Genomic DNA, 22,654 nt, shown 5'->3' on the forward strand with positions numbered 1-22,654 from the left:
CTATTCAATCAGTAACCCGTCGAGTTCAGCTTCGAGGATCGCGCAATGCATCATCGCCTGCGCCAGATATTTCTTGATCATCCGCTCGCTGACGCCGATCTGCTCGGCGATCAGCTTGTAAGGCATGCCGTGTAATTGCGCGAGGATGAATGCTTCGCTGACCCGCTGCGGCAGGCGCTGGAGCATGGCGTCCACTTCGTGCAGGGTTTCGACAATGATTGCCTGTTGCTCAAGCGACGGTTGCGAGGCAGGTGGACGGCTGGCGAGGGATTCCAGCCAGGTTTGTTCCAGTTGCTGACGGCGCCAGTGATCGATGCATAAACCCCGGGCAATGGTCGCCAGATACGAGCGCTCATGCACTTCGCCATTGAAGGTTTGCGGACGCTTGAGCACGCGGATGAAGGTGTCGTGGGCGAGGTCGGCGGCATCCATCGCGTTGCTGAGGCGTCGACGCAATAGCTCGTGCAGCCAACGATGATGGCTAAGGTAGAGATTGTGCACGAGCGAGGCATCGGCGACGGTCATCAGCGCAAGCGTCCAAGACGACCGATATCGGTCTAAATAAGAATGGGTCGCGATTAAAGCAAAAGGATGGGAAGTGCGCAAATGATATTGGTTTGCTTTTAGGTGGAGGGTTTTTGGTTTTTTATCGGGTGTAGTACTAATGACAAGGTGCGGAGTCAAACTGACTTCATAGCGTTTGTGTCAAATTGACTCGATGCCCTGCAAGTGACTGATTCTACTGGTTTGAAATTCTGGCACGGGACTTGAAGTACTCAGAGTACACAACGAACCGCTCAGGAATACGCCACCATGCTCACTTTCTTCGAAAGCCCGCTGAACGTTCTGCATCTGTCGAGCAAAATTCTTGTCGCCGGGCTGGTCATGTTGCTGGCCGGCATCTACGGCGCCTACCTCTACAACGGTCAGATGCCGATTGCGCTGCTGGTGGCGATGCACGCCCTGACCATCCTCGGCCCGACCCTGATCAAGATCGGCTACGTCATGCGCTTGCTCGCGCAGTACCGCATCCGTGCAACGCAGATGATCCCGCAAACCGCATAGATCCCTGTGGGAGCGAGCCTGCTCGCGAAGGCGTCAGCACAGTCTGTATTTGAATTGCCTGACACACCGCTTTCGCGAGCAGGCTCGCTCCCACAGTGGGCAGCAGCGTTCCCTGGATATGTGGTCAACGCAAAACCCTGTGGGAGCGAGCTTGCTCGCGAAGGCGTCGGCACAGTCGGAATCTGCATTGCCTGACACACCGCTTTTGCGAGCAAGCTCGCTCCCACAGTGTGGTGGTGTTTCTGAAAACTCAACGGCGCTCGGCAACCATTAGCAACGACTGCGGCAGCGGACTTTGCGGGTGTTGTGGCTCTCGCAGGCTGGTCAGTTGGTACCCGGCCATATCCAGTGCATTCAGCCAACTCGACAACGTGCGGAAATACCACGGCATCGGCTGCCACTGGCCCTTGAATCCGGCGAAGGTTTCTTCGCGCCAGCCATCCTGGTAATCGCCTGCCGCGACAGACCATGGATGCAGTGTCTGAATGAGCAACGTGCCGCCGGGAACCAGCAGCGCATTCATCGCCGCCAGCAGCGGGATGACGTCCTGATGCAGCAATGAGAAATTGGCGCAGATCAGCTCATAGTCACGGCCCACGTCGACCTTCGCCTCGACCAACGCGTCATAACTGGCGACATGCACCTGGGCTGCCCCCGCCAAACGCGCCGCTTCAATAAGCCGCGCATCGCCATCCACACCGACCGCATCAATCCCGCGATCCGCCAGCGCCCGCAACAACCAGCCTTCGCCGCAACCCAGATCCAGCACACGCTGCGGCTGACGACCCATGATCGCCAGCAGAATCGCCTGATCGGTAACCTGCTGACGACTTTCAATGGTGCCGCTGCGGATCACTTCGATCCAGGCATCAGCGTTGTCGTGCCAGCTCTGCAAAAGGCTGGATTCGGGGGAGGGCATGGCGGTGTCCCGACTTTTGAAAAACCACAGTATGGACGCTGAGCGCAGGCAAGGGCTTGTAGATGAGCGTATCCACCACAACCCCGAACGCCGATTTTCTTTAAGACATCGATATCAGGTCCATTTTCAGGTCATTTTTTCGAAGCCGCCAAAACCTCCTTGAGCGCTGCATTCGCACGTTCGGCAGTCTGCGCATCCCCGTGTTTTTTCAACTGCTCAGTGACCTCGCCCAACTGTGCCGCGCTGAGCCCGACGCGCAAGCTTGCCGCCATATGCGCGCGCAGTTGCGGTTCCACGCCCGGCGTCGCTGCCAGCGCTCCGACTGTGGCCAGTTCGCGGCTTTGCCAGTCGAGGTTGTCGCGTTCGAAGATGTCGCCGAACAAGTGGGTTTGCAGGTACCGGTTGATCACCGGGGCGAACTCGAACACCGGGCCCTTTACCGGAGCGCCCGAGATTTTCGTTTGATTCGCGGTGCCGGCGGCCAGCAGTTCATCCCCGACTGGAATCGCCTGGCTCGGCTCACGCCCCGGCGCATCTTCGATGCCGCGTTGTTTGCGCGCCTGCACCACCGTCATCAGCTCGTTCAAGGCGTTGAGGCTGCGTGGGAAGCCGACGTAAGCGTAGAGCTGCACGAGAATTTCCCGGGTTTCGCTGATCGTCAGGCCGGCGTCGAGTCCTTGGTTGAGGGCCGCGTTGAGGTTGGGCATGTCGCTGGTCGCCATGAACGCAGCAATCAGTGGAATCGTCTGTTGTTTGTTCGAAAGGGCTTGTGCGGTGGTTTGCGGGGTGGTCATGGATTTCGGTGCCTCGACTGCTTGGGTGGTAAGGCTGAACATCGCGCCAACGCTCAGGCAGAGCGCCATGAGTGCGGGGAGGGCAGCGCTGCTGCGTGTGTCAGTAGCCATCGTGGAAGGCTCCGTCCACTGCGGTTCTGCGATTCTCTGAGTATCCGTGGTCGAGCCATAACCATGGCTCAGGCCCATGCAGCCAAAGCCGAGGGCGGATAATTCGAGTGAACGGATGCCGAGTGTGTGCTTGTGCATGTCGATCTCCCATTGGGCGTGGGGAGAAGACTAAGCGAGGTGACTGGTGGGGACTAGACGGCTAAATCGGGATGGCTTGATGAGTTCTGCTCATCAATCGACAGGAGGGGGCAGAGCGAAAGTGAGGGTGTGACCCCTCACTCATTCCGTGTGTTGGCTACTGCGGGATGCGTAGCTTGTCCAGCAGACGGTTGACCAACAGCTCGTTCAGCATGATCACCTGTTGCAGCGCCAGCAGCGGTTTGCGCTCCGGGCCGCCTATCGAGTTGGCGATGTTGCCGGCCATGGAGTGGGCGTAGGAAAGCGACTCACAGGCTTCGACCAGCAGGGTTTCTTCATCCAGCGTGGGGTCCACCAGATAGACCGGGCGAAACGGGGGCGAGCTTGGCGGAGCGCCCAGTGCTTCGGGTCGCAGGTAGTAGTCGAGGGCGCGGTTGGTTGCCTCTTTGACCTTTTGCGGGTCAAGCGCGGGGTCGTGAGGGATTGGATCGGTGGGCGGTGGATTTGGCGTGATTTTGAACATGGATAAAGCTCCAATTTGAAAAAATGGGAGCCATCACCCTCGCTACCAAACGGCGGGTGGCGGCCATGCGCGGGTTGGTAGACCGGTCAAATTGGGTAACCCGGCGCTCACGGATGAGCCCCACGCATGCCCACCATACAAAGCCATACCTCAAAAAAAGGAGACAGCATCGACGGTGTCGCAACAACGACAATTTAAAGCGGGCTACCAAACCCGATCACTGTTTTGCAGTGACAGGCAAACGATATAGCCCGGCCCATAGCCGTGTAAGCCGGCGGATTCTGGCGTACGCGTAGGTAACGACGCAAGGTGTTGTAGGGAGGATGGCGTAACGGTTTGTGTGCTTTAAACGCGATAACCGGATGACGTTTACCAATGGGCATTGCCGAGCAATGAGATCTAAATTCAGGAGTTTTACGGACTACAATTTTGGGTGTAATGACCTACAGATCTGCAAGAATCCGCCGACTTGTCTGCCTTGAAACAAGATCCTATCGTTTGCCGGTCAAAACTTAATCACTTAAGCTGGTCAGCATGAATACACAAGCTTCGGAGGCTCCGATGGCCACCACCAGAAAGACCGACAAACCTAACAAAAAGGAAGTTCGTGATGAGCTGACATTCCTTGATGTTCGGCAAGCCGCGCGTGATGGGCAGAAAGTGTTCGATAAATTTGTGATCACTGGCAGGCTACCTATTACAAAGTAGGCCTGAATGCCAGCCATCAAGATTTCTGCGCTTTTTGAAAAAATCACTAACTGGCAAAACTTCGCTGCACATTTTTATAACTACAAGGTGTGCGGTGAATTACCCGGGATTTTCGGGCGTGACGAACGACTCGATCTGACCGATATGCACCATATCCACCTTGCCAGTACTTCGTCACTGCAAACTCGATGGGCAAAAATAAATCGTCAGTATTACCGCACTGTATTGGTTGACGACGCTGATAATGACTTTTGGCTGATCTATGCCTATGACGCGTTTCGGGATGAATATCTGTTACTGACGGTCACCGGCCCGGATGCCCATAACCGAAGCGAGTGTGGCTCATTTCTGCGCAATGTGCATTGCCAGATTGTTGAGCCTTGGACGCTGGGCAGGATTGCCTTTCCCGATTTGGACGATCTGTAATTGGCTGTCGAGCAGAGGAGGTGTCATATGAATCGATTGACTGGCGGCTGCCTGTGCGGCGATGTCCGTTTTGAAGTGGCAGGTCAGCCTTATCGTGTCGGTATCTGCCACTGCCTCGACTGCCGCAAGCGCCATGGTGCGTTGTTCGGCACCTCGGCCATATTTCCCGAGGATGCGCTGAAAGTCATCGGCGAAACGCGCGACTACAACGGGCGCTTTTTCTGTCCGCGCTGCGGCTCTCCGGTGTTCGCGCGTTCGGCAGATGAAGTCGAAGTCAATGTAGGGTCGCTGGATGATCTGAGTCAGTTCAAACCCACCTACGAACTCTGGACGATTCGCCGCGAGTCATGGCTACCGGCGCTGCCATTGGCTCACCACTACGAGCGTGATCGCGAGAGCACCGCGCGTACAGAGAAGTAGAGGGGGCAGAAAACTTGTGGGACTTGGAATGGAGTGAGGATTTTTGGCATGTCACATAGTCTCTGTGGGAGCGAGCTTGCTCGCGAATGCGTCGTGTCAGTCGACATCAATATTGAAAGTAATGACGCTTTCGCGAGCAAGCTCGCTCCCACAGGGGGGAAGTGTATGGCTGCCAACGATTTCAGCCGCGAATAAACGCCAACAGATCCGCGTTAATCGTTTCGGCCTCCGTCGTCGGCATCCCGTGCGGGAACCCCGGATACGATTTCAACGTGCCGTTCGGCAGCAGTTTCGCCGACAACGGCCCCGAGTTCGCATACGGGACAATCTGATCATCCTCACCATGCATCACCAGCACCGGCACCGTGACCTTTTTCAAGTCCTCGGTGAAGTCTGTCTGCGAGAACGCGACGATCCCGTCGTAATGCGCCTTCGCCCCACCGATCATCCCTTGCCGCCACCAGTTGGCAATAATCCCCTCCGATGGCGTGGCGCCCGGCCGGTTGTAGCCATAAAAAGGCCCTGTCGGAATGTCGCGATAAAACTGCGCGCGATTCGCCGCCAACTGCGCCTGAAAATCATCGAATACCGACTTCGGCAGCCCACCCGGATTGCTCTCGGTCTGCACCATCAGCGGCGGCACTGCGCTGATCAGCACCCCTTTGGCGACGTTGTCCTGGCCATGCCGGGCAATGTAATGAATCACCTCACCGCCACCGGTCGAATGACCGACATGCACAACATTCTTCAGACCCAGATGATTGACCACCGCCAGCGCATCGTCAGCGTAGTGATCCATATCGTGCCCGTCCCAGACCTGGCTCGAACGCCCGTGCCCACGGCGATCATGGGCAACCACCCGAAAGCCCTTGCCCAGGAAAAACAGCATTTGCGCATCCCAATCGTCGGAACTGAGCGGCCAGCCGTGGTGGAAGTGGATCACCGGCGCGTCTTTCGGGCCCCAATCCTTGTAGAAGATTTCGACGCCGTCTTTGGTGGTGACAAATCCCATGTTCGCGACTCCAGACCAATGTGATGGGTAACCCGCGCGGCAGCGCGGACCGGTTTTGCTCATGATGGATTTCTGCTGCGCTGGCTCAGTGCGAGCCGTTATCAAATGTAGGATTAAAGTCGATATCTGCATGACCGGTGGTCGCAACGTCTGGCTTCGTGCGCAAATTAGGCTTTGCTGAAAGGGATAAGCCGAGGCGCGCGTAGGCATCGATGGCCACAGCGGCGCCCCTTCAGAACACCGTGAGTCTGAGGAATTTCCCCGATGCTGACCTTGAATATCAATGGCAAGGATCAGGAGCTCGATGTCCCCGCGGACATGCCGTTGCTCTGGGTCCTGCGCGATGTTGCGCACCTGACCGGCACCAAATTCGGCTGTGGCATGGCCCAGTGCGGGGCCTGCACCGTGCACGTTGACGGCGCGCCGTTGCGCGCCTGCATTACTCCCGCAACAGCTGTGGCCCACGGCCAGAAAATCCTCACCATCGAAGGCCTGTCCACCGACGGCTCGCACCCGGTGCAACAAGCCTGGGCCGAACTCGACGTGGTGCAGTGCGGTTACTGCCAGTCGGGGCAGATCATGTCTGCCGCCGCCTTGCTGGCGAAAATCCCCAAACCCACCGACAGCGATATCGATCAGGCGCTCTCCGGCAACATCTGCCGCTGCGGCACTTATCCGCGCATTCGCGCCGCTGTGAAGCGTGCCTCGGAAATCGGCTGATTCAATCTGTGGGAGATAGATGATGAACAGTCCTGTATCGCGTCGGGGTTTTCTCAAGGGCAGTGCCGTGTTGGGCGGTGGGCTGGTGGTGGCGTTTGTCGTCCCCGGCGGCCACAAGTTTGCCTATGCGGCCGAGAATGAAGGCAAGGTGTTTGCGCCGAATGCGTTTTTGCGGATTGCGGCGGACAACAGCGTCACCGTTTTGCTGGGGCATTCGGAAATGGGCCAGGGCATCTGGACCGGCCTGACCATGTTGATTGCCGAAGAGCTGGACGCGGACTGGTCGAAGATCCGCGTCGAGCACTCGCCCGCGTCGGCGGCGGATTACGGCATGCCCGCGTTTGGCGGCATGCAGATCACCGGCGGATCGACGTCGACGTGGATGGAGTTCGACCGCTATCGGCTGGCAGGCGCAACGGCGCGGCAGATGCTGGTCGAGGCGGCGGCGAAACACTTTGAGGTGGCGCCATCGACGATTCGCACTGAATCGGGCGTGGTGATTGCCGGCGACAAACGCGCCACTTATGGCGAACTGGCGGACGCTGCCGGGCAACTGCCGGTGCCGGATCCGAAGTCGATCACTTTCAAGGAAGCCAAAGACTGGAAAGTCATCGGCAAACCGACCAAGCGCCTCGACACGCCGGAGAAAATCACCGGCCGCGCCAAGTTCGGCATGGACGTGCAGTTTGAAGGCCTGATGACCGCGATGGTCGCGCGCGCGCCGGTGTTCGGCGCCACGGTCAAATCCTTCGAAGGCGCCGCAGCGCTGGCGATTCCCGGTGTGCACAAGGTGCTGCAAGTGCCCAGCGGAGTCGCGGTGGTGGCCGAGCATTTCTGGGCGGCGAAGCTGGGCCGCGATGCACTGAAGGTCGATTGGGACTTGGGATCGCTTGCCGACATGAGCAGTGAAAAACTGCTGGAGAGTTTCCGCAAACTGGCGGCGACGCCGGGCACTTCCGCCACCCAGGCTGGGGACGCGAAAACCAGTTTCGGCAAAGCCGCGAAGAAAATCGACGTCGAATACAGCGTGCCTTATCTGGCTCACGCGCCGATGGAACCGCTCAATTGCACGGTGAAAATCAGCGCCGGCAAATGTGAGATATGGACCGGCACGCAATTTCAGACACTGGATCAAATGGTCGCCAGCAAAATCACCGGGCTCAAGCCCGAGCAGGTCGAAATTCATACCGAATTCCTCGGTGGTGGTTTCGGCCGGCGGGCCAATCCGACCTCGGACTTCGTCGCTGAAGCGGTGCAAGTGGCGAAAGCTGCCGCCATGCCGGTGAAAACCGTGTGGGCACGGGAAGACGATATTCGCGGCGGCTATTACCGCTCGATGTACCTGCATCAGGCCCGGGTCGGCCTGGGCGCCGATGGCCTGCCGCTGAGCTGGCAGCATGTGCTGGTGGGGCAGTCGATCATGGCCGGGACGATGCTTGAGGCAACAATGGTCAAGAACGGCATCGATGTGACTTCGGTCGAGGGCGTGGCCGACAGTCCCTACATCAAGGATCTGGCGCATCATCAGGTCGACCTGCATTCGCCGAAAACCGGCATCAATGTGCTGTGGCTGCGTTCGGTCGGTCACACTCACACGGGTTTCGTCATGGAATCGCTGATCGATGAACTGGCGACAGCGGCGGGCAAGGATCCGGTTGAGTACCGGCGAACGCTGCTCAAGGCGCACCCGCGCCACCTCGGTGTGCTCAATCTGGCGGTGGAAAAGGCCAACTGGGGTGCGCCGCTGCCGGACGGCCATGCCCTCGGCGTGGCGGTGCACGAATCATTCGGCAGCTATGTGGCGCAGGTCGCCGAGGTGTCGCAGGACAATCTGGCGATTCGCGTGCATCGCGTGGTCTGCGCGGTGGATTGCGGGATTGCGGTGAATCCGCAGAGCATCGCCGCGCAGATGGAATCGTGCATCACCTTTGGCCTGAGCATGGCGCTGCACAGCAAGCTCACCGTGAAGAACGGCGGTGTGGTGCAGTCCAACTATCACGATTACCAGGTACTTCGGCTCAACGAAATGCCGGTGGTCGAAGTGCATATCGTCCCCAGTAGCGAGAAACCCGGCGGCATCGGCGAGCCCGGCGTGCCACCTACCGCGCCAGCCGTGGCCAACGCGGTGTTCGCTCTGACCGGGCAACGTCTGCGCGAGTTGCCGCTGCAACTGTCGGGGGTGTGAGATGAAACGACATCTAGTGTTGGGCACGGTGATTCTGTTGGGGCTGGGCGGTTATGCCTCGGACCTGTTTGCCGATGATCAGGAAGCGCTGAAGGCGTTCGGCACGGTGCAGAAAGTCTTTCAAAGTCCGCGCTGCCAGAACTGCCATATTCCTGGGGATTCGCCTTTGCAGTTCGACGCTGGCATCCCCCATGCGATGAACGTGGTGCGCGGCATGGACGGCAAAGGTGCCGCCGGTTTGCCCTGTGCGACCTGTCACGCGGAAAACAATCCGCCGGCCAGTTACGGCCCGCATGCACCGCCGGGTGCGCCGCACTGGAGCCTGCCGCCGGCGGCGCACAAAATGGCCTGGATCGGCCTGCCGCCGGACAAACTCTGCGCGATGATCAAGGATCGCTCAAGCAACGGCGATCGCGACTTCGCCGCGCTGATCAAACATGTCAGCGAAGACAAACTGGTGCTGTGGGGCTGGAATCCCGGAGCAGGGCGCGCGCCGGTGCCGGTGCCGCACGATATTTTTGTCGCGCAATTCAAGCTGTGGGCCGATGCGGGCGGGCCATGCCCGGTGGCGCAAATGTGAGCCATTGCCAAATTAGCGCTACGCTTGAAAGCATTGTTGCCAATGGAGTGTGCTGATGCTGGTTCCAGGAAAACCCGCGAATGAAACGGCGCGAGTTCAAGCGCTACACGGACTCGAACTGCTCGATTCCGCCCCTGAAGAGCGTTTCGATCGACTGACACGGTTGGCGAAACGCCTGTTCAATGTGCCGATTGCACTGGTCACGCTGGTCGACACCAATCGGCAGTGGTTCAAGTCGTGTGTGGGGCTTGATGTCAGCGAGACGTCGAGGGATATCTCGTTCTGCGGTCATGCAATTCTTAACGACGGCCTGCTGTTGGTGCCTGACGCCCGCGAAGATGTGCGCTTCCATGACAACCCGCTGGTAACTGGTGCACCGAACATTCGTTTCTACGCCGGTTACCCGCTGACCGTGCCCAATGGCAACAAAATGGGCACGCTGTGCCTGATCGACACCAAGCCCCGCGACCTTGATGAGGAAGAACGCGCGCTGTTGCGTGATCTGGCGGAAATGGCCGAGCAAGAGTTGGCCGCTGTGCAGATCGCGAGCATGGATGAATTGACCTTGTTGTCCAATCGCCGTGGTTTCAAGCAGTTGGCGCAGCATGCATTGGACGCCTGCGCGCGGCTGGAACGGCCGGCGACCTTGCTGTTTTTTGATCTTAATGACTTCAAGCAGATCAACGATCTGTATGGGCATGCCGAGGGCGACAGTGCGCTGAAGACCTTTGCCGATGTGCTACGCATTGCCTTTCGCGAAAGTGACGTGGTCGGGCGGCTGGGCGGGGATGAGTTTGTGGCGTTGCTGACCGGCTCCAGCCATGTTGAAACCACGACGATCATGGCGCGGCTCAAGGATATCCTCGAGGAGCGCAATGCCACGTTGCACCGGGGCTATGCGATTCGCTTCAGCGTGGGTCAGATCGAATATGACGCCAAGCGCCATGAGACTGTGGATCGGCTGTTGGCGGATGCCGACGGCGCGATGTATGCGCACAAGCAGGCCCTGAAGCGCTGTTAGCGAATGCACCGCAGATCCCCTGTAGGAGTGAGCCTGCTCGCGATGGCGTCCACACTTTCAACATCTTCATCGGCTGACCCACCGCTATCGCGAGCAGGCTCACTCCTACAGGGATTGGCGGTGAATCCAGGCATCACCTCTTCGATGACGCCGATGCACGACACGGCATTATCTGGGCGGAGTCAGGGTCGCGTAAAACTTCAGCCATTGGTCCTGACTTTCATCGGTATCCTTGAGCGCCGGTGCGATCAGTGCTTGTTGCAGTGCTTGGCTTTCGTAGGCATCGAACAGATGCCGGACAGCGGTGGTGGCGATGGCCTCGACCTTTTTCGAGGAAAAGGTATCGGGAACGTCACTGCGCGTTTGCTGCGGCAAGGGTGCACCGTGAACCTTGAGGCGGGTGATGAGTGCGTTGCACGTGGCATTGGCGTTGGGCAAGGTTCCGTCGCGATATGCCTGGGCATCGAAAGGCAGCGATTTCGCCTTCGCGTTCGCAGCAGACGGTGCAAGCAGGGCGATATCGATATCGCGCCGCAGGACAACCGCTGACCGTTGGGTGAAAATTTCGAACACCCTGTGCGTCGTTCCGCGTAACAGAGCAATGATGGCGAACGGTGCGGTGTCGCCAGCGGGTTTTATTTGTCCCGCAAGGTTTTTTGCTGGGCAGGGCAGTGGCTGCAGGGCGAGCAATTCCACGGTGTTGTCTTCGATGTCGAGCCGTTGCGCCAGCGGCAAACGGCAGAAGGCTTCCTTGATGAGGGCGATATGGGCGTTTTTCATTTGCTTGAGGCGAGCAGCAAGTGCCGCATGAAAGAGCGTCGGCACGTGACGAAGCCTGGCAAATGATGCGCTCATTGATGTCAACGAGACTTGTGCATGGTTCGATTGCCAGGCCTGCATATCAGTGGATAGCCTGGCGGCCAGATGCATTTCGATCAGCGAGTAACAGTCATTTTTCGATGCAGGAAGGAACAGAGCCTTGTCCTCCAGATGCGCATTATCGACGAAGATCTTGCGCAGATCATTCAGGGCGACCGTGGCGGGCGTCGGGAATGGCGCCATAAAAGCCCGGCGGTAAAACTGGCTCATCTGGCGATTGTGCTTGCGAAAGGCAATATCGGCGCGCTTCAGCGAGACGGCGTCATAGAGCGTCGTCGAGCTTTCGGATTTACGCTGGATCAAGCCTCTGACCACTGCCCAGTCCAGCACGGCCGAAGCGCAGGCATTACTGCGCAGGAACGTGTAAAAGTCAGCCGGGACCTGCCCTTTGGTCAGCGCGGACAATTGTCCGTACGTCATCAGGCGTGCCACGCCCGGAAAACGGTTTTCGATATAAAGCACGATCTGTTTCAACCTGACCCAGCGTACGCAACTCATGTAATTGATGTTTGCGGGAATATCACGGATCAAAAATTCCGGGGCGAGGCCGGATAACAAAAGATGGGTGGCCAGTGTCTTGTTTTTTACCAATGTCAGACCGAATTGGTGATCGATAAAGCGTCGCACCTCCTCGTAACTCTCGCCCCAGAAGAAATTGTCATTCAAGGGCTGGCCGATGATGCGGTCCGGATGCTCACCCGCCGTCGCGTCGAGGCTGAGAATCAGCGCCGCGATGAGCAGGCGCTCGCGATTGGTGGCCAGAAGTGCCTTGGTGTGAGCAGGCGCGGCAAGTTTGTCGAGTAATTCATTGCCCAATGCCTGGGCTCGCGCTGTGATCAGAATCCGGCTGATCAGATAATCGGCTTTGGCCTTGAGGGTGGCGAGAGGCAGATCGGTATCGACGCCTTCGCTCAGATAATCGATCAATGGCGCCGAGTCCTTGGGCATGAATGCACGGGTGGTCTCAACGATGATTCGCCGTTGCTCGGTAGTTAAACGTTCGGTCTGCTTGCCGGGCTGACCTAATAAATACCAGTGATTCATGTGCCCGGGGCGCATGTGCAGGTTTGTCCTCTCCCATTTGGCGATGAGCAGTGCTTGCTGTACCGTTTTGGGCCGTGATATTTGGTAGAAACCCAGCATTTGCGCAAGGCTGACCTGGCCGCTGACGCGCAAAGCACCGCCGGCTTCACGTGCCTGGTTCCTGAGTCGATCACGATAGGATTTCAGGCCGGCGTGTTTTTCCACCTGCGATGTCAGCGTTACCCAGCCGTGTTCGCTGGACGTACCGACGTGACCGGTACTGGTCAGCAGCAGTTGACTGTCCGCAGGCAATTTGTGTTGCTGCAAAATAGCCTGGAATGCCGGTTCGGACCGCAGCTTCAGCAATTGACGTTGGCCTATTGCGATACGTTCACCCAGCGCCGAGAGCGCAATCGGTTCACTGAGTTCTTCCAGATCGATTTTCGCCGTGGGGGTCTTGTTCCAGCTCAGGTCTTCCAGACGCCGGACGATATGCCGACAGTCTTCGATATCGGCGAATTCATCCTGATAGTGCTTGATCCGGATTCCCGTCTGTACATATTCGCTGACGTAGGGCAGCGGCGGCCAGTCGTGCTGTCGCAAGCGTTGCGCAAGCACCCGGGCCTCCTCGACATTTACCGGTTGAGGCCATCCATAGCTCGCCAGAAGCTGTCCGAGCTTGAGACGCGGGCCGCCGCGCGTGGCCAAGACGGACGCCGAGTTGAGTGACACCGGAGTGTTGGCGAGGCTGCGTTGCTCGAACGGATCGCTGGTGCGCACCACTTCATCGATGGTTTCGGCGATGACTTTAAGGTCCTGCAACTGCGCGGTACGTTCCTTGACCACCGCAGAGGTGGTGTTGCCGTTTTGATCGATTGCAGCAAGACCACCAGCCTTCAGTTCGACGACGATCATTTTCGCCTGAATCGCGTTTTGCGGTTCTGGATACCCGTAAAACGCCAGTACCACTTCACGGGGGAACCGATACAGCGGATTGGCGGATTTACCACCAATGTAAGGCAGACCGAGCCTGCCGGGGTCGATGTGCTGGGCGATGGACAATAACATCGGCGCCATCTGCCACCAGCCGGAGTCATCTTCCAGCGTGAATGTGCGCAGGCTCGTGGTGCCGTTTGACGGAATCTGCGCTTGCAGGGTGTCGCCCTTGAGACGCAAGGTATCGAGATCGATGTGGAAGCGGCTGGCCCAGTCCAGAAACTCGGGACGTTCAAGGGCTGTCCAGTAAAGCTCCATCCATTCGCGCAGCAGGCATGAGCGAGGAATTTCAAGCGTACGCGAAGGGGTGTCGGGCGTAATCACGGGGGCTGCGGTCAGCTCGGCAATAAGGTTTTGAATCAGGGTCTGTTGCGGGGGCAGGGTGGGTGGTGTGTCGCTCATCTGTGCTCTCCTTGGCGGCTGACAGGCATCAAGCGCCGATTATCGAGCGAGGGACAGCAGGCCGAGCGGTACATATGTAGTGCAGGGGCGGTTTATCTCAGGCATAAAAAAACCCGCCATATCCGGCGGGTTTTTTATTGGCTAGGCGAAGATCACTCTTCGATGTTGCCCATGGCGGTGGTGTTGAAGCCGCCGTCGACGTACATGATTTCGCCGCTGATGCCCGACGCCAGGTCGGAACACAGGAAGGCGCCGGCGTTGCCGACTTCGTCGATGGTGACGTTGCGACGCAGCGGGGTTTGCGCTTCGTTGGCGGCCAGCATCTTGCGGAAGTTCTTGATGCCCGACGCTGCCAGGGTGCGGATCGGGCCAGCCGATACGCAGTTGACGCGGGTGCCGTCCGGGCCCAAAGAGCCGGCCAGGTAACGGACGCCAGCTTCCAGCGAAGCCTTGGCCATGCCCATCACGTTGTAGTTCGGCATGGTGCGCTCGGCGCCCAGGTACGACAGGGTCAGCAGGCTGCCATTGCGGCCTTTCATCATTTCGCGGCCGGCTTTGGCCAGGGCCACGAAGCTGTAGGCGCTGATGTCGTGAGCGATGCGGAAACCGTCACGGGTGGTGGCTTCGGTGAAGTCGCCGTCCAGTTGGTCGCCCGGGGCGAAGCCTACGGAGTGGACGATGCAGTCCAGGCCGTCCCACTTCTTGCTCAGTGCTTCGAAGACCTTGGCGATTTCTTCATCGCTGGCCACGTCGCACGGGAAGCACAGCTCAGGGCTCGAACCCCAGCCTTGGGCGAATTCTTCAACACGACCTTTCAGTTTGTCGTTCTGATAAGTGAAGGCAAGCTCAGCGCCCTCGCGATGCATGGCGGCAGCGATGCCGGATGCGATGGACAGCTTGCTGGCGACACCGACGATCAGTACGCGCTTACCGGCGAGAAAACCCATGTGTTGCTCCTCTTTCAGGTTATTGCGCAGTGGCTGGTGCCAAAAAAGCGGCTTCCAGCAACTGCTGTGTATACGGATGTTGGGGGGCGGCAAAAATACTTTGCGCGTCTCCCTGTTCGACCACTTGGCCATGCTTGACCACCATCAACTGGTGGCTCAGCGCTTTGACGACAGCCAGGTCATGGCTGATAAACAAATACGTCAGGTTGTACTTGGCTTGCAGTGAACGCAACAGCTCCACCACTTGCCGCTGCACCGTCCGGTCGAGCGCCGAAGTCGGCTCGTCCAGCAGGATCAGCGCCGGTTTCAGCACCAAAGCCCGGGCAATGGCGATTCGTTGCCGTTGCCCACCGGAAAATTCGTGGGGGTAGCGGTGCCGGGTTTCCGGATCCAGACCTACCTCCTTCAATGCCGCAATAATCGCCGCCTGTTGTTCCTCGGCGGTGCCCATCTTGTGAATCCGCAGGCCTTCGCCAACGATGTCGCTGACACACATGCGCGGGCTCAGGCTGCCAAACGGGTCCTGAAACACCACCTGCATCTCCCGACGCAACGGGCGAACCTCGTTCTGCGTCAGGCAGTCTAGCTGCTTGCCTTCAAAGCGGATCGCGCCTTTGCTGCCAATCAGCCGCAAAATCGCCAGACCCAGCGTGGATTTGCCGGAACCGCTTTCCCCGACAATCCCCAGAGTCTGACCCTGGGGCAGGCTGAAATTGATGCCGTCCACTGCCTTGACGTGATCCACCGTGCGCTTGAGCAGGCCTTTCTTGATCGGGAACCAGACTTTCAGGTCCTCGACTTCAAGCAGCGGCGCGCCGATTTTATTGCTCGCCGGGCCTCCGCTGGGCTCCGCGCCGAGCAATTCCCGAGTGTACGGATGCTGCGGCGAACGGAACAGCTCTTCGCACGATGCCTGTTCGACGATGCAACCGCGCTGCATGACACATACGCGATGCGCAATTCTTCGCACCAGGTTCAAATCGTGACTGATCAGTAACAGCGACATGCCCAATCTGGCCTGTAATTCCTTGAGCAAATCGAGGATTTTCAGCTGAACGGTCACGTCCAGAGCGGTGGTCGGCTCGTCGGCGATCAGCAATTCCGGCTCGTTGGCCAGGGCCATGGCAATCATCACGCGCTGACGCTGGCCACCGGACAATTCGTGGGGCAGGGCCTTGAGGCGCTTGTGCGGCTCGGGGATGCCGACCATCTCCAATAGCTCCAGCGTACGCTTGGTGGCGACTTTGCCGGTCAGGCCCTTGTGGATGCCGAGGACTTCGTTGATCTGCTTCTCGATCGAGTGCAGCGGATTCAGCGAGGTCATCGGCTCCTGAAAGATCATCGCGATGCGGTTGCCGCGAATGTGGCGAATAGTCTTTTCGCTCAGACCCAGCAGGTTTTGCCCGGCATAGTTGATGCTGCCGGCGGGATGACGGGCCATCGGATAGGGCAGCAAACGCAGGATCGAATGCGCGGTCACCGATTTGCCCGAGCCGGATTCGCCGACCAGCGCGAGGGTTTCGCCACGCTTGATGTCGAAACTCACGCCTTCAACGACCCGGTGCACGCGCTCGCCGAAACCGAATTCGACGGCGAGGTCGCGCACTTCGATCAGATTGTCCTGATTCATTTCACTTCCTCGGGTCGAAGGCATCGCGAGCGGACTCGCCGATAAACACCAGCAAACTCAACATCAACGCCAGCACGGCAAACGCGCTCATGCCCAGCCACGGCGCTTGCAGGTTGGATTTGCCTTGGGCGACCAGTTCACCCAGCGACGGACTGCCGGCCGGCAAACCGAAACCGAGGAAGTCCAAAGCGGTGAGGGTGCCGATGGCGCCGGTGAGGATGAACGGCATGAAGGTCATGGTCGAAACCATCGCGTTGGGCAGGATGTGGCGGAACATGATCGCGCCGTTCTGCATGCCCAGCGCCCTTGCGGCGCGCACGTATTCGAGGTTGCGGCCACGGAGGAACTCGGCGCGCACCACGTCAACCAGACTCATCCACGAGAACAGCAGCATGATCCCCAACAGCCACCAGAAATTCGGCTGGACGAAACTGGCGAGAATGATCAGCAGGTACAGCACCGGCAAGCCCGACCAGATCTCCAGAAAACGCTGCCCGGCCAGATCGACCCAGCCGCCATAGAAACCCTGCAACGCGCCGGCAATTACGCCGATGATCGAACTCAACACGGTCAACGTCAGCGCGAACAGCACCGAAATCCGAAAGCCGTAAATCACCCGCGCCAGCACATCGCGACCCTGGTCGTCGGTACCGAGCAAGTTGTCCGCCGAGGGCGGCGCCGGGGCCGGGACTTTCAGGTCGTAGTTGATGCTTTGGTAGTTATAGGGAATCGGCGCCCACAACACCCACGCGTCCTTGGCCTTGAGCAGTTCGCGGATGTACGGGCTCTTGTAGTTGGCTTCCAGCGGGAATTCGCCGCCGAAGGTGGTTTCCGGGTAGCGCTTTATCGCCGGGAAGTACCAGTTGTTGTCGTAATGCACCACCAACGGCTTGTCGTTGGCGATCAGCTCGGCGCCGAGGCTCAGGCCGAACAGCACCAGAAACAGCCACAGCGACCACCAGCCGCGCTTGTTGGCCTTGAACAGTTCGAAGCGGCGGCGGTTGAGAGGGGACAGGTTCATCTCAATGCTCCCGGCTTTCGAAGTCGATGCGCGGATCGACCAGGGTGTAGGTGAGGTCGCCGATCAGTTTCACCACCAGCCCCAGCAGGGTGAAGATGAACAGGGTGCCGAACACCACCGGGTAGTCGCGGTTGATCGCCGCTTCGAAACTCATCAGCCCGAGGCCGTCGAGGGAGAAAATCACTTCCACCAGCAAGGAGCCGGTGAAGAAGATGCCGATGAACGCCGACGGGAAACCGGCAATCACCAGCAGCATGGCGTTGCGGAATACATGGCCGTAGAGCACGCGATGGCGGGTCAGGCCTTTGGCCTTGGCGGTGACCACGTATTGCTTGTTGATCTCGTCGAGGAAGCTGTTTTTGGTCAGCAGGGTCATGGTCGCGAAGTTGCCGATCACCAGCGCTGTCACTGGCAGCGCCAGGTGCCAGAAGTAATCGAGGATCTTGCCGCCCATGCTCAGCTCATCGAAGTTGTTCGAGGTCAGGCCCCTTAGCGGGAACCAGTCGAGATAACTGCCGCCGGCAAACACCACGATCAGCAGAATCGCAAACAGGAACGCCGGGATCGCGTAACCGACGATGATCGCCGAACTGGTCCAAACGTCGAAATGGCTGCCGTGTCGCGTAGCCTTGGCGATCCCCAGCGGGATCGACACCAGGTACATGATCAGCGTGCTCCACAGCCCCAGCGAGATCGACACTGGCATCTTTTCCTTGATCAGGTCGATGACCTTGGCGTCGCGGAAGAAACTGTCACCGAAATCCAGCGTCGCGTAGTTCTTGACCATGATCCACAGCCGTTCCGGGGCCGATTTGTCGAACCCGTACATGTGCTCGATTTCCTTGATCAGCGCCGGGTCCAGCCCCTGCGCGCCGCGATAGGACGAGCCGGCCACCGACACCTCGGCACCGCCGCCGGCAATCCGGCTGGTAGCGCCTTCGAAGCCTTCGAGCTTGGCAATCATCTGTTCTACCGGGCCGCCGGGCGCGGCCTGGATGATCACGAAGTTGATCAGCAGAATGCCGAACAGGGTCGGGATGATCAGCAGCAGTCGCCGAAAAATATACGCCAGCATCTGATTACTCCGTGCCCGCAGGGTCGGTTTGCAGTTTGGTTTCGACTTCTATCGCAGGTTTTGCGTCAGGCTTGATCCACCAGGTATTGATGCCGATGTCGTATTTCGGTGAGACCTTGGGGTGACCAATGTGATTCCAGTAAGCCACACGCCAGGTCTTGATGTGCCAGTTGGGCACCAGGTAATACCCCCATTGCAGCACGCGATCGAGTGCGCGGGCGTGGGCCACCAGGCTCTTGCGCGAGTCGGCGTTGATCAGGTTCTCGACCAGTTGATCGACGATCGGGTCTTTCAAACCCAAGGTATTGCGGCTGCTCGATTTATCGGCAGCGGCGCTCATCCAGTATTCGCGCTGCTCGTTACCTGGCGAGTTGGACTGCGGAAAACTGCCGACCATCATGTCGAAGTCCCGCGAGCGCACGCGGTTGATGTACTGCGAAACGTCGACGCGGCGGATCACCAGATCGATGCCGAGGTCGCTGAGGTTGCGTTTGAACGGCAGCAAAACCCGTTCGAACTCGGTCTGCGCGAGTAGAAATTCAATCACTACAGGCTTGCCCGTGGCGTCGACCATTTTGTCGTCGACGATCTTCCAGCCAGCCTCTTGCAGCAGTTGGTAGGCCTCGCGCTGCTGGGTGCGGATCATGCCGCTGGCGTCGGTCTTGGGATTGTCGAACGCTTCACTGAACACCTGCGCCGGCAGCTTGCTGCGGAACGGCTCAAGGATCGCTCGTTGATCGGCGTCGGGCAGGCCGGTGGCGGCCATTTCCGAGTTTTCGAAATAGCTGCGGGTACGGAAGTAGGCGCCGTTGAACAGCTGTTTGTTGGTCCATTCGAAGTCGAACAGCAGACCCAGTGCCTGACGCACGCGCACATCCTGAAACACCGGGCGGCGCAGGTTGAAGACGAAGCCCTGCATGCCGGTCGGGTTGCTGTTGGCGATCTGTTCCTTGATCAAGCGGCCTTCGGTGACGGCCGGAATGTTGTAGGCATTGGCCCAGTTTTTTGCGGCCATCTCCAACCAGTAATCGAACTGGCCGGCCTTCAAGGCTTCAAGGGCGACGGTGTTGTCGCGGTAGTAATCGGTGGTCATCGTGTCGAAATTGTAGAAACCGCGATTGACCGGCAGGTCCTTGCCCCAGTAATCCTTGACCCGCTCGTAACGCACCGAACGTCCGGCCTTCACTTCGGCGACCTTGTACGGGCCGCTGCCCAGCGGAATCTCCAGGTTGCCCTTGTTGAAATCGCGATCGGCCCACCAGTGTTTCGGCAGCACCGGCAATTGGCCAAGGATCAGCGGCAACTCGCGGTTGTTGCTGTGCTTGAACTTGAACAGTACCTTGAGCGGGTCTTCAGCGACGACTTCGGCGACATCATTGTAGTAACCGCGAAACAGCGGCGAGCCTTCTTTGGTCAGGGTGTTGAAGCTGAACACCACGTCGTCGGCGCGCACTGGGTGGCCGTCATGGAAACGTGCTTCCGGGCGCAGGTAGAAACGCACCCAGCTGTTGTCCGGGGCCTTTTCGATTTTGCCGGCGATCAGGCCGTACTCGGTGAACGGCTCGTCGAGGCTGTGCTTGGTCAGGGTGTCGTAGATCTGCCCGACGTCATCGGCCGGCACACCCTTGCTGATAAACGGGTTGAGGCTGTCGAAGCCGCCGAAGCCGGCCTGACGGAACACGCCGCCCTTGGGCGCGTCGGGATTCACGTAATCGAAATGCTTGAAATCGGCCGGGTATTTCGGCGGCTCGTTGTACAGGGTCACGGCGTGTTGCGGGGCAGCAAACGCGAGCCCGGCGAACAGTAAGCCGCTGGCCTGGACGAGCAGGGCGCGGATCGGTTTCATTGATCTTTCTCCGAAGACTTCAGCCACCACGCGCTCAGGCCCAGGGTGTAGGGCGGCGTGGTGACGAAGGCCAACCGATTGCGGTAGGCCAGACGGTGATAATTGAGATACCAGTTGGGAATGCTGTAGTGCTGCCAGAGCAGCACGCGGTCGAGCGCCTTGCCGGCGGCGACCTGTTCGTCGCGGGTGCGCGCGGCGAGCAATTGTTCGAGCAGGTGATCGACCACCGGATTGGCGATGCCCGCGTAATTCTTGCTGCCCTTGACGTTCACCTGACTGGAGTGGAAGTACTGCCACTGCTCAAGCCCCGGGCTCAGGGTTTGGTTGAGCGTCATCGAGATCATGTCGAAATCAAATTGATCGAGGCGCTGTTTGTACTGCGCCCGATCCACGGTACGCAGGCGCGCGTCGACGCCAATGCTGTTGAGATTCTCGATGTAGGGCTGGTACAGGCGCTCCAGGTTCGGATTGACCAGCAGCAGTTCGAACCGCAGCGGTTGGCCGTCAGCGTTTTGCAGGCGCTGACCGTTGAGCTTCCAGCCAGCTTCGGCGAGCAATGCCAATGCCTTGCGCATGGTGTCCCGGGGAATGCCGCGACCGTCGGTTTTTGGCAGGGTGAACGGCTCGGTGAACAGCTTGGCCGGCAGTTGTTCCTTGTACGGCTTGAGCATCAGCCATTCATGCCCGACCGGTAGGCCGGAGGTTGTGAATTCACTGTTGGGGTAATAACTGGTGGTGCGCTTGTAGGCATCGCTGAACAGTGCGCGGTTGGTCCATTCGAAGTCGAACATCAGGCCCAGCGCTTCACGGGTCTTCACGTCGGCGAAGGTGGCGCGGCGGGTGTTCATGAACAAGCCCTGACTCTGGGTCGGGATCTGGTGCGGGATCTGCGCCTTGATCACGTCGCCACGGCGAATGGCCGGGAAGTTGTAGCCGTTGGCCCAGTTCTTCGCCTGATGTTCGATGTAGATGTCGAATTCGCCGGCCTTGAACGCTTCGAAGGCGACATCGCTGTCGCGGTAGAACTCGACTTCCATGCGATCAAAGTTGTACTTGCCGCGATTGACCGGCAGGTCCTTGCCCCAGTAATCCTTGACCCGCTCGAAGATCAACTGCCGGCCCGGCGTCACCGAGGTGATGCGGTAAGGGCCGCTGCCCAGTGGCGGTTCGAAGGTGGTGGCTTTGAAGTCGCGGTCTTTCCAGTAATGCTGCGGCAGCACCGGCAACTCACCGAGGCGCAGGATCAGCAGCGGATTGCCCGAGCGCTTGAGTACGAAGCGGATGCGCTGTTTGTTGAGAATGTCGACGCGCAGCACTTCCTGCAGCGCGGTGCGGTACAGCGGATGACCGTCCTTGAGTAGCGTTCGATAGGAAAACGCCACGTCATAAGCGGTGATCGGCGTGCCATCGTGAAAACGCGCTTCCGGGCGCAGATTGAACACCACCCAGCTGCGATCTTCGCTGTATTCCACCGATTGTGCGATCAAGCCATAGCTGGACGCGGGTTCGTCACCCGACGGCGAGTACTGGCCGGTGCCGACCATCAACGGCTCGTTCAGCTCATTGATGCCGTACTGGAGGAAATTCGCTGTGGTGACCGGGCTGGTGCCCTTGAACGTGTACGGGTTGACCGTATCGAAGGTGCCAAACGCCATCACCCGCAACGTACCGCCCTTGGGCGCTTGCGGGTTGACCCAGTCGAAGTGGGTAAATCTGGCCGGGTACTTGAGCGTGCCGAACTGCGCATAACCGTGACTTTCGGTAATCGTCGCGCTTGCGGTTGAGCTCAAGGCCAGGCTGATCAGGAGCAGGAGGAGGGGACGCTTCAAGTCAGATCCGATCCAGGCGGCTTGGGCTTAGTGGGCCGTACAGTAACAGCTTGTCTGGACTGGAAAAAGATAGGAGTTAATGCGCGGTTAATCGTTTGCGCGAAGAGCCCCTCACCCTAACCCTCTCCCGGAGGGAGAGGGGACTGACCGAGTTGTTTCTTCGAGCTACGCCGACCTGAACTGTCGAGCCGAACTTACGTTTTGAAAAGCCCCTCACCCTAACCCTCTCCCGGAGGGAGAGGGGACTGATCGCGGTGTTTTGGAGGGATGCACCGACGTGCGTTACCGAGTCGAACTCAGATTTTGAATAGCCCCCGATCGGCTCCCTTTCCCCCTCGCCCCCTTGGGGGAGAGGGCTGGGGTGAGGGGGATGGATCTAAAGCA

20 protein-coding genes are annotated in these 22,654 nt (G+C 59.0%); 8 read left to right on the forward strand and 12 right to left on the reverse strand.

Annotated features, from left to right (window positions below; genetic code table 11):
- On the reverse strand, window positions 1-525 hold the full coding sequence (locus tag F8N44_RS12075; RefSeq protein WP_150650469.1) for a sigma-70 family RNA polymerase sigma factor: 525 nt from the start codon (window positions 523-525) through the stop codon (window positions 1-3).
- A gap of 288 nt (window positions 526-813) precedes the next feature.
- On the opposite strand from F8N44_RS12075, the gene F8N44_RS12080 reads away from it, so the two are divergent.
- On the forward strand, window positions 814-1,065 hold the full coding sequence (locus F8N44_RS12080; protein ID WP_150650470.1) for a transmembrane sensor/regulator PpyR: 252 nt from the start codon (window positions 814-816) through the stop codon (window positions 1,063-1,065).
- A 250-nt stretch (window positions 1,066-1,315) separates the two neighbouring features.
- Here the strand turns inward: F8N44_RS12080 and F8N44_RS12095 are convergent, their stop codons facing one another.
- The 3 genes from F8N44_RS12095 to F8N44_RS12105 form a co-directional block, all read right to left on the reverse strand.
- A complete protein-coding gene (locus F8N44_RS12095; RefSeq protein WP_150650471.1) occupies window positions 1,316-1,984 on the reverse strand; it encodes a class I SAM-dependent methyltransferase in 669 nt (222 codons plus the stop codon).
- A 131-nt stretch (window positions 1,985-2,115) separates the two neighbouring features.
- Window positions 2,116-3,027 carry a carboxymuconolactone decarboxylase family protein gene (locus F8N44_RS12100; protein WP_263597107.1) on the reverse strand — a complete coding sequence of 304 codons (912 nt, stop codon included), beginning with the start codon at window positions 3,025-3,027 and terminating at the stop codon, window positions 2,116-2,118.
- A 157-nt stretch (window positions 3,028-3,184) separates the two neighbouring features.
- On the reverse strand, window positions 3,185-3,550 hold the full coding sequence (locus F8N44_RS12105) for a DUF6124 family protein (RefSeq protein WP_150650472.1): 366 nt from the start codon (window positions 3,548-3,550) through the stop codon (window positions 3,185-3,187).
- A 561-nt stretch (window positions 3,551-4,111) separates the two neighbouring features.
- Between F8N44_RS12105 and F8N44_RS31310 the strand changes: the two genes are divergently transcribed.
- From F8N44_RS31310 to F8N44_RS12115, 3 genes are read left to right on the forward strand one after another with little or no spacing between them, the layout of a single operon-like run.
- Complete coding sequence (locus tag F8N44_RS31310; RefSeq protein ID WP_163004822.1) at window positions 4,112-4,258, forward strand: hypothetical protein; 147 nt, start codon at window positions 4,112-4,114, stop codon at window positions 4,256-4,258.
- Window positions 4,259-4,264: 6 nt separating this feature from the next.
- Complete coding sequence (locus tag F8N44_RS12110) at window positions 4,265-4,684, forward strand: type II toxin-antitoxin system YafO family toxin (RefSeq protein WP_150650473.1); 420 nt, start codon at window positions 4,265-4,267, stop codon at window positions 4,682-4,684.
- Between the two features lie 27 nt (window positions 4,685-4,711).
- A complete protein-coding gene (locus tag F8N44_RS12115) occupies window positions 4,712-5,104 on the forward strand; it encodes a GFA family protein (RefSeq protein ID WP_150650474.1) in 393 nt (130 codons plus the stop codon).
- A gap of 181 nt (window positions 5,105-5,285) precedes the next feature.
- On the opposite strand, the gene F8N44_RS12125 is transcribed toward F8N44_RS12115, so the two are convergent.
- Window positions 5,286-6,116: an alpha/beta fold hydrolase gene (locus tag F8N44_RS12125; protein ID WP_150650475.1), complete on the reverse strand. Its 831-nt coding sequence runs from the start codon at window positions 6,114-6,116 to the stop codon at window positions 5,286-5,288.
- A 264-nt stretch (window positions 6,117-6,380) separates the two neighbouring features.
- Here F8N44_RS12125 and F8N44_RS12130 point away from each other — a divergent pair, with 264 nt between their 5' ends.
- Genes F8N44_RS12130 through F8N44_RS12145 form a run of 4 tightly spaced genes read left to right on the forward strand, consistent with a single transcriptional unit; the run spans window position 6,381 to window position 10,622 of the window.
- Window positions 6,381-6,836: a (2Fe-2S)-binding protein gene (locus F8N44_RS12130; RefSeq protein ID WP_003224136.1), complete on the forward strand. Its 456-nt coding sequence runs from the start codon at window positions 6,381-6,383 to the stop codon at window positions 6,834-6,836.
- 22 nt (window positions 6,837-6,858) lie between these two features.
- Window positions 6,859-9,021: a xanthine dehydrogenase family protein molybdopterin-binding subunit gene (locus F8N44_RS12135; RefSeq protein ID WP_150650476.1), complete on the forward strand. Its 2,163-nt coding sequence runs from the start codon at window positions 6,859-6,861 to the stop codon at window positions 9,019-9,021.
- Window position 9,022: 1 nt separating this feature from the next.
- Complete coding sequence (locus tag F8N44_RS12140) at window positions 9,023-9,601, forward strand: hypothetical protein (protein ID WP_016986541.1); 579 nt, start codon at window positions 9,023-9,025, stop codon at window positions 9,599-9,601.
- 55 nt (window positions 9,602-9,656) lie between these two features.
- On the forward strand, window positions 9,657-10,622 hold the full coding sequence (locus F8N44_RS12145; protein WP_150650477.1) for a sensor domain-containing diguanylate cyclase: 966 nt from the start codon (window positions 9,657-9,659) through the stop codon (window positions 10,620-10,622).
- Window positions 10,623-10,790: 168 nt separating this feature from the next.
- Here the strand turns inward: F8N44_RS12145 and F8N44_RS12155 are convergent, their stop codons facing one another.
- The 7 genes from F8N44_RS12155 to F8N44_RS12185 all read right to left on the reverse strand — a co-directional run bounded on the left by F8N44_RS12155 (window position 10,791) and on the right by F8N44_RS12185 (window position 22,270).
- Window positions 10,791-13,439 (reverse strand): hypothetical protein, encoded by a 2,649-nt coding sequence (locus tag F8N44_RS12155; RefSeq protein ID WP_150650478.1) that lies wholly within the window; start codon window positions 13,437-13,439, stop codon window positions 10,791-10,793.
- A 635-nt stretch (window positions 13,440-14,074) separates the two neighbouring features.
- Window positions 14,075-14,869: an enoyl-ACP reductase FabI gene (fabI, locus tag F8N44_RS12160; RefSeq protein WP_007910591.1), complete on the reverse strand. Its 795-nt coding sequence runs from the start codon at window positions 14,867-14,869 to the stop codon at window positions 14,075-14,077.
- Window positions 14,870-14,888: 19 nt separating this feature from the next.
- Window positions 14,889-16,499 (reverse strand): ABC transporter ATP-binding protein, encoded by a 1,611-nt coding sequence (locus F8N44_RS12165; RefSeq protein ID WP_150650479.1) that lies wholly within the window; start codon window positions 16,497-16,499, stop codon window positions 14,889-14,891.
- Window position 16,500: 1 nt separating this feature from the next.
- Window positions 16,501-17,520, reverse strand: coding sequence for an ABC transporter permease (locus tag F8N44_RS12170; RefSeq protein ID WP_008088512.1), 1,020 nt, complete (start codon window positions 17,518-17,520; stop codon window positions 16,501-16,503).
- A gap of 1 nt (window position 17,521) precedes the next feature.
- Window positions 17,522-18,595: a microcin C ABC transporter permease YejB gene (locus tag F8N44_RS12175; protein ID WP_150650480.1), complete on the reverse strand. Its 1,074-nt coding sequence runs from the start codon at window positions 18,593-18,595 to the stop codon at window positions 17,522-17,524.
- A 4-nt stretch (window positions 18,596-18,599) separates the two neighbouring features.
- Entirely contained in the window at window positions 18,600-20,441 is a 1,842-nt protein-coding gene (locus F8N44_RS12180) for an extracellular solute-binding protein (protein WP_150650481.1), read from the reverse strand.
- Window positions 20,438-22,270: an extracellular solute-binding protein gene (locus tag F8N44_RS12185; protein ID WP_150650482.1), complete on the reverse strand. Its 1,833-nt coding sequence runs from the start codon at window positions 22,268-22,270 to the stop codon at window positions 20,438-20,440. Before F8N44_RS12185 ends, F8N44_RS12180 begins: the two co-directional genes overlap by 4 nt.
- Window positions 22,271-22,654 lie beyond the last annotated feature (384 nt).

Source organism: Pseudomonas fluorescens, from assembly GCF_902497745.1.
In the GTDB taxonomy this organism is placed as follows: Bacteria; Pseudomonadota; Gammaproteobacteria; order Pseudomonadales; family Pseudomonadaceae; genus Aquipseudomonas; species Aquipseudomonas fluorescens_BM.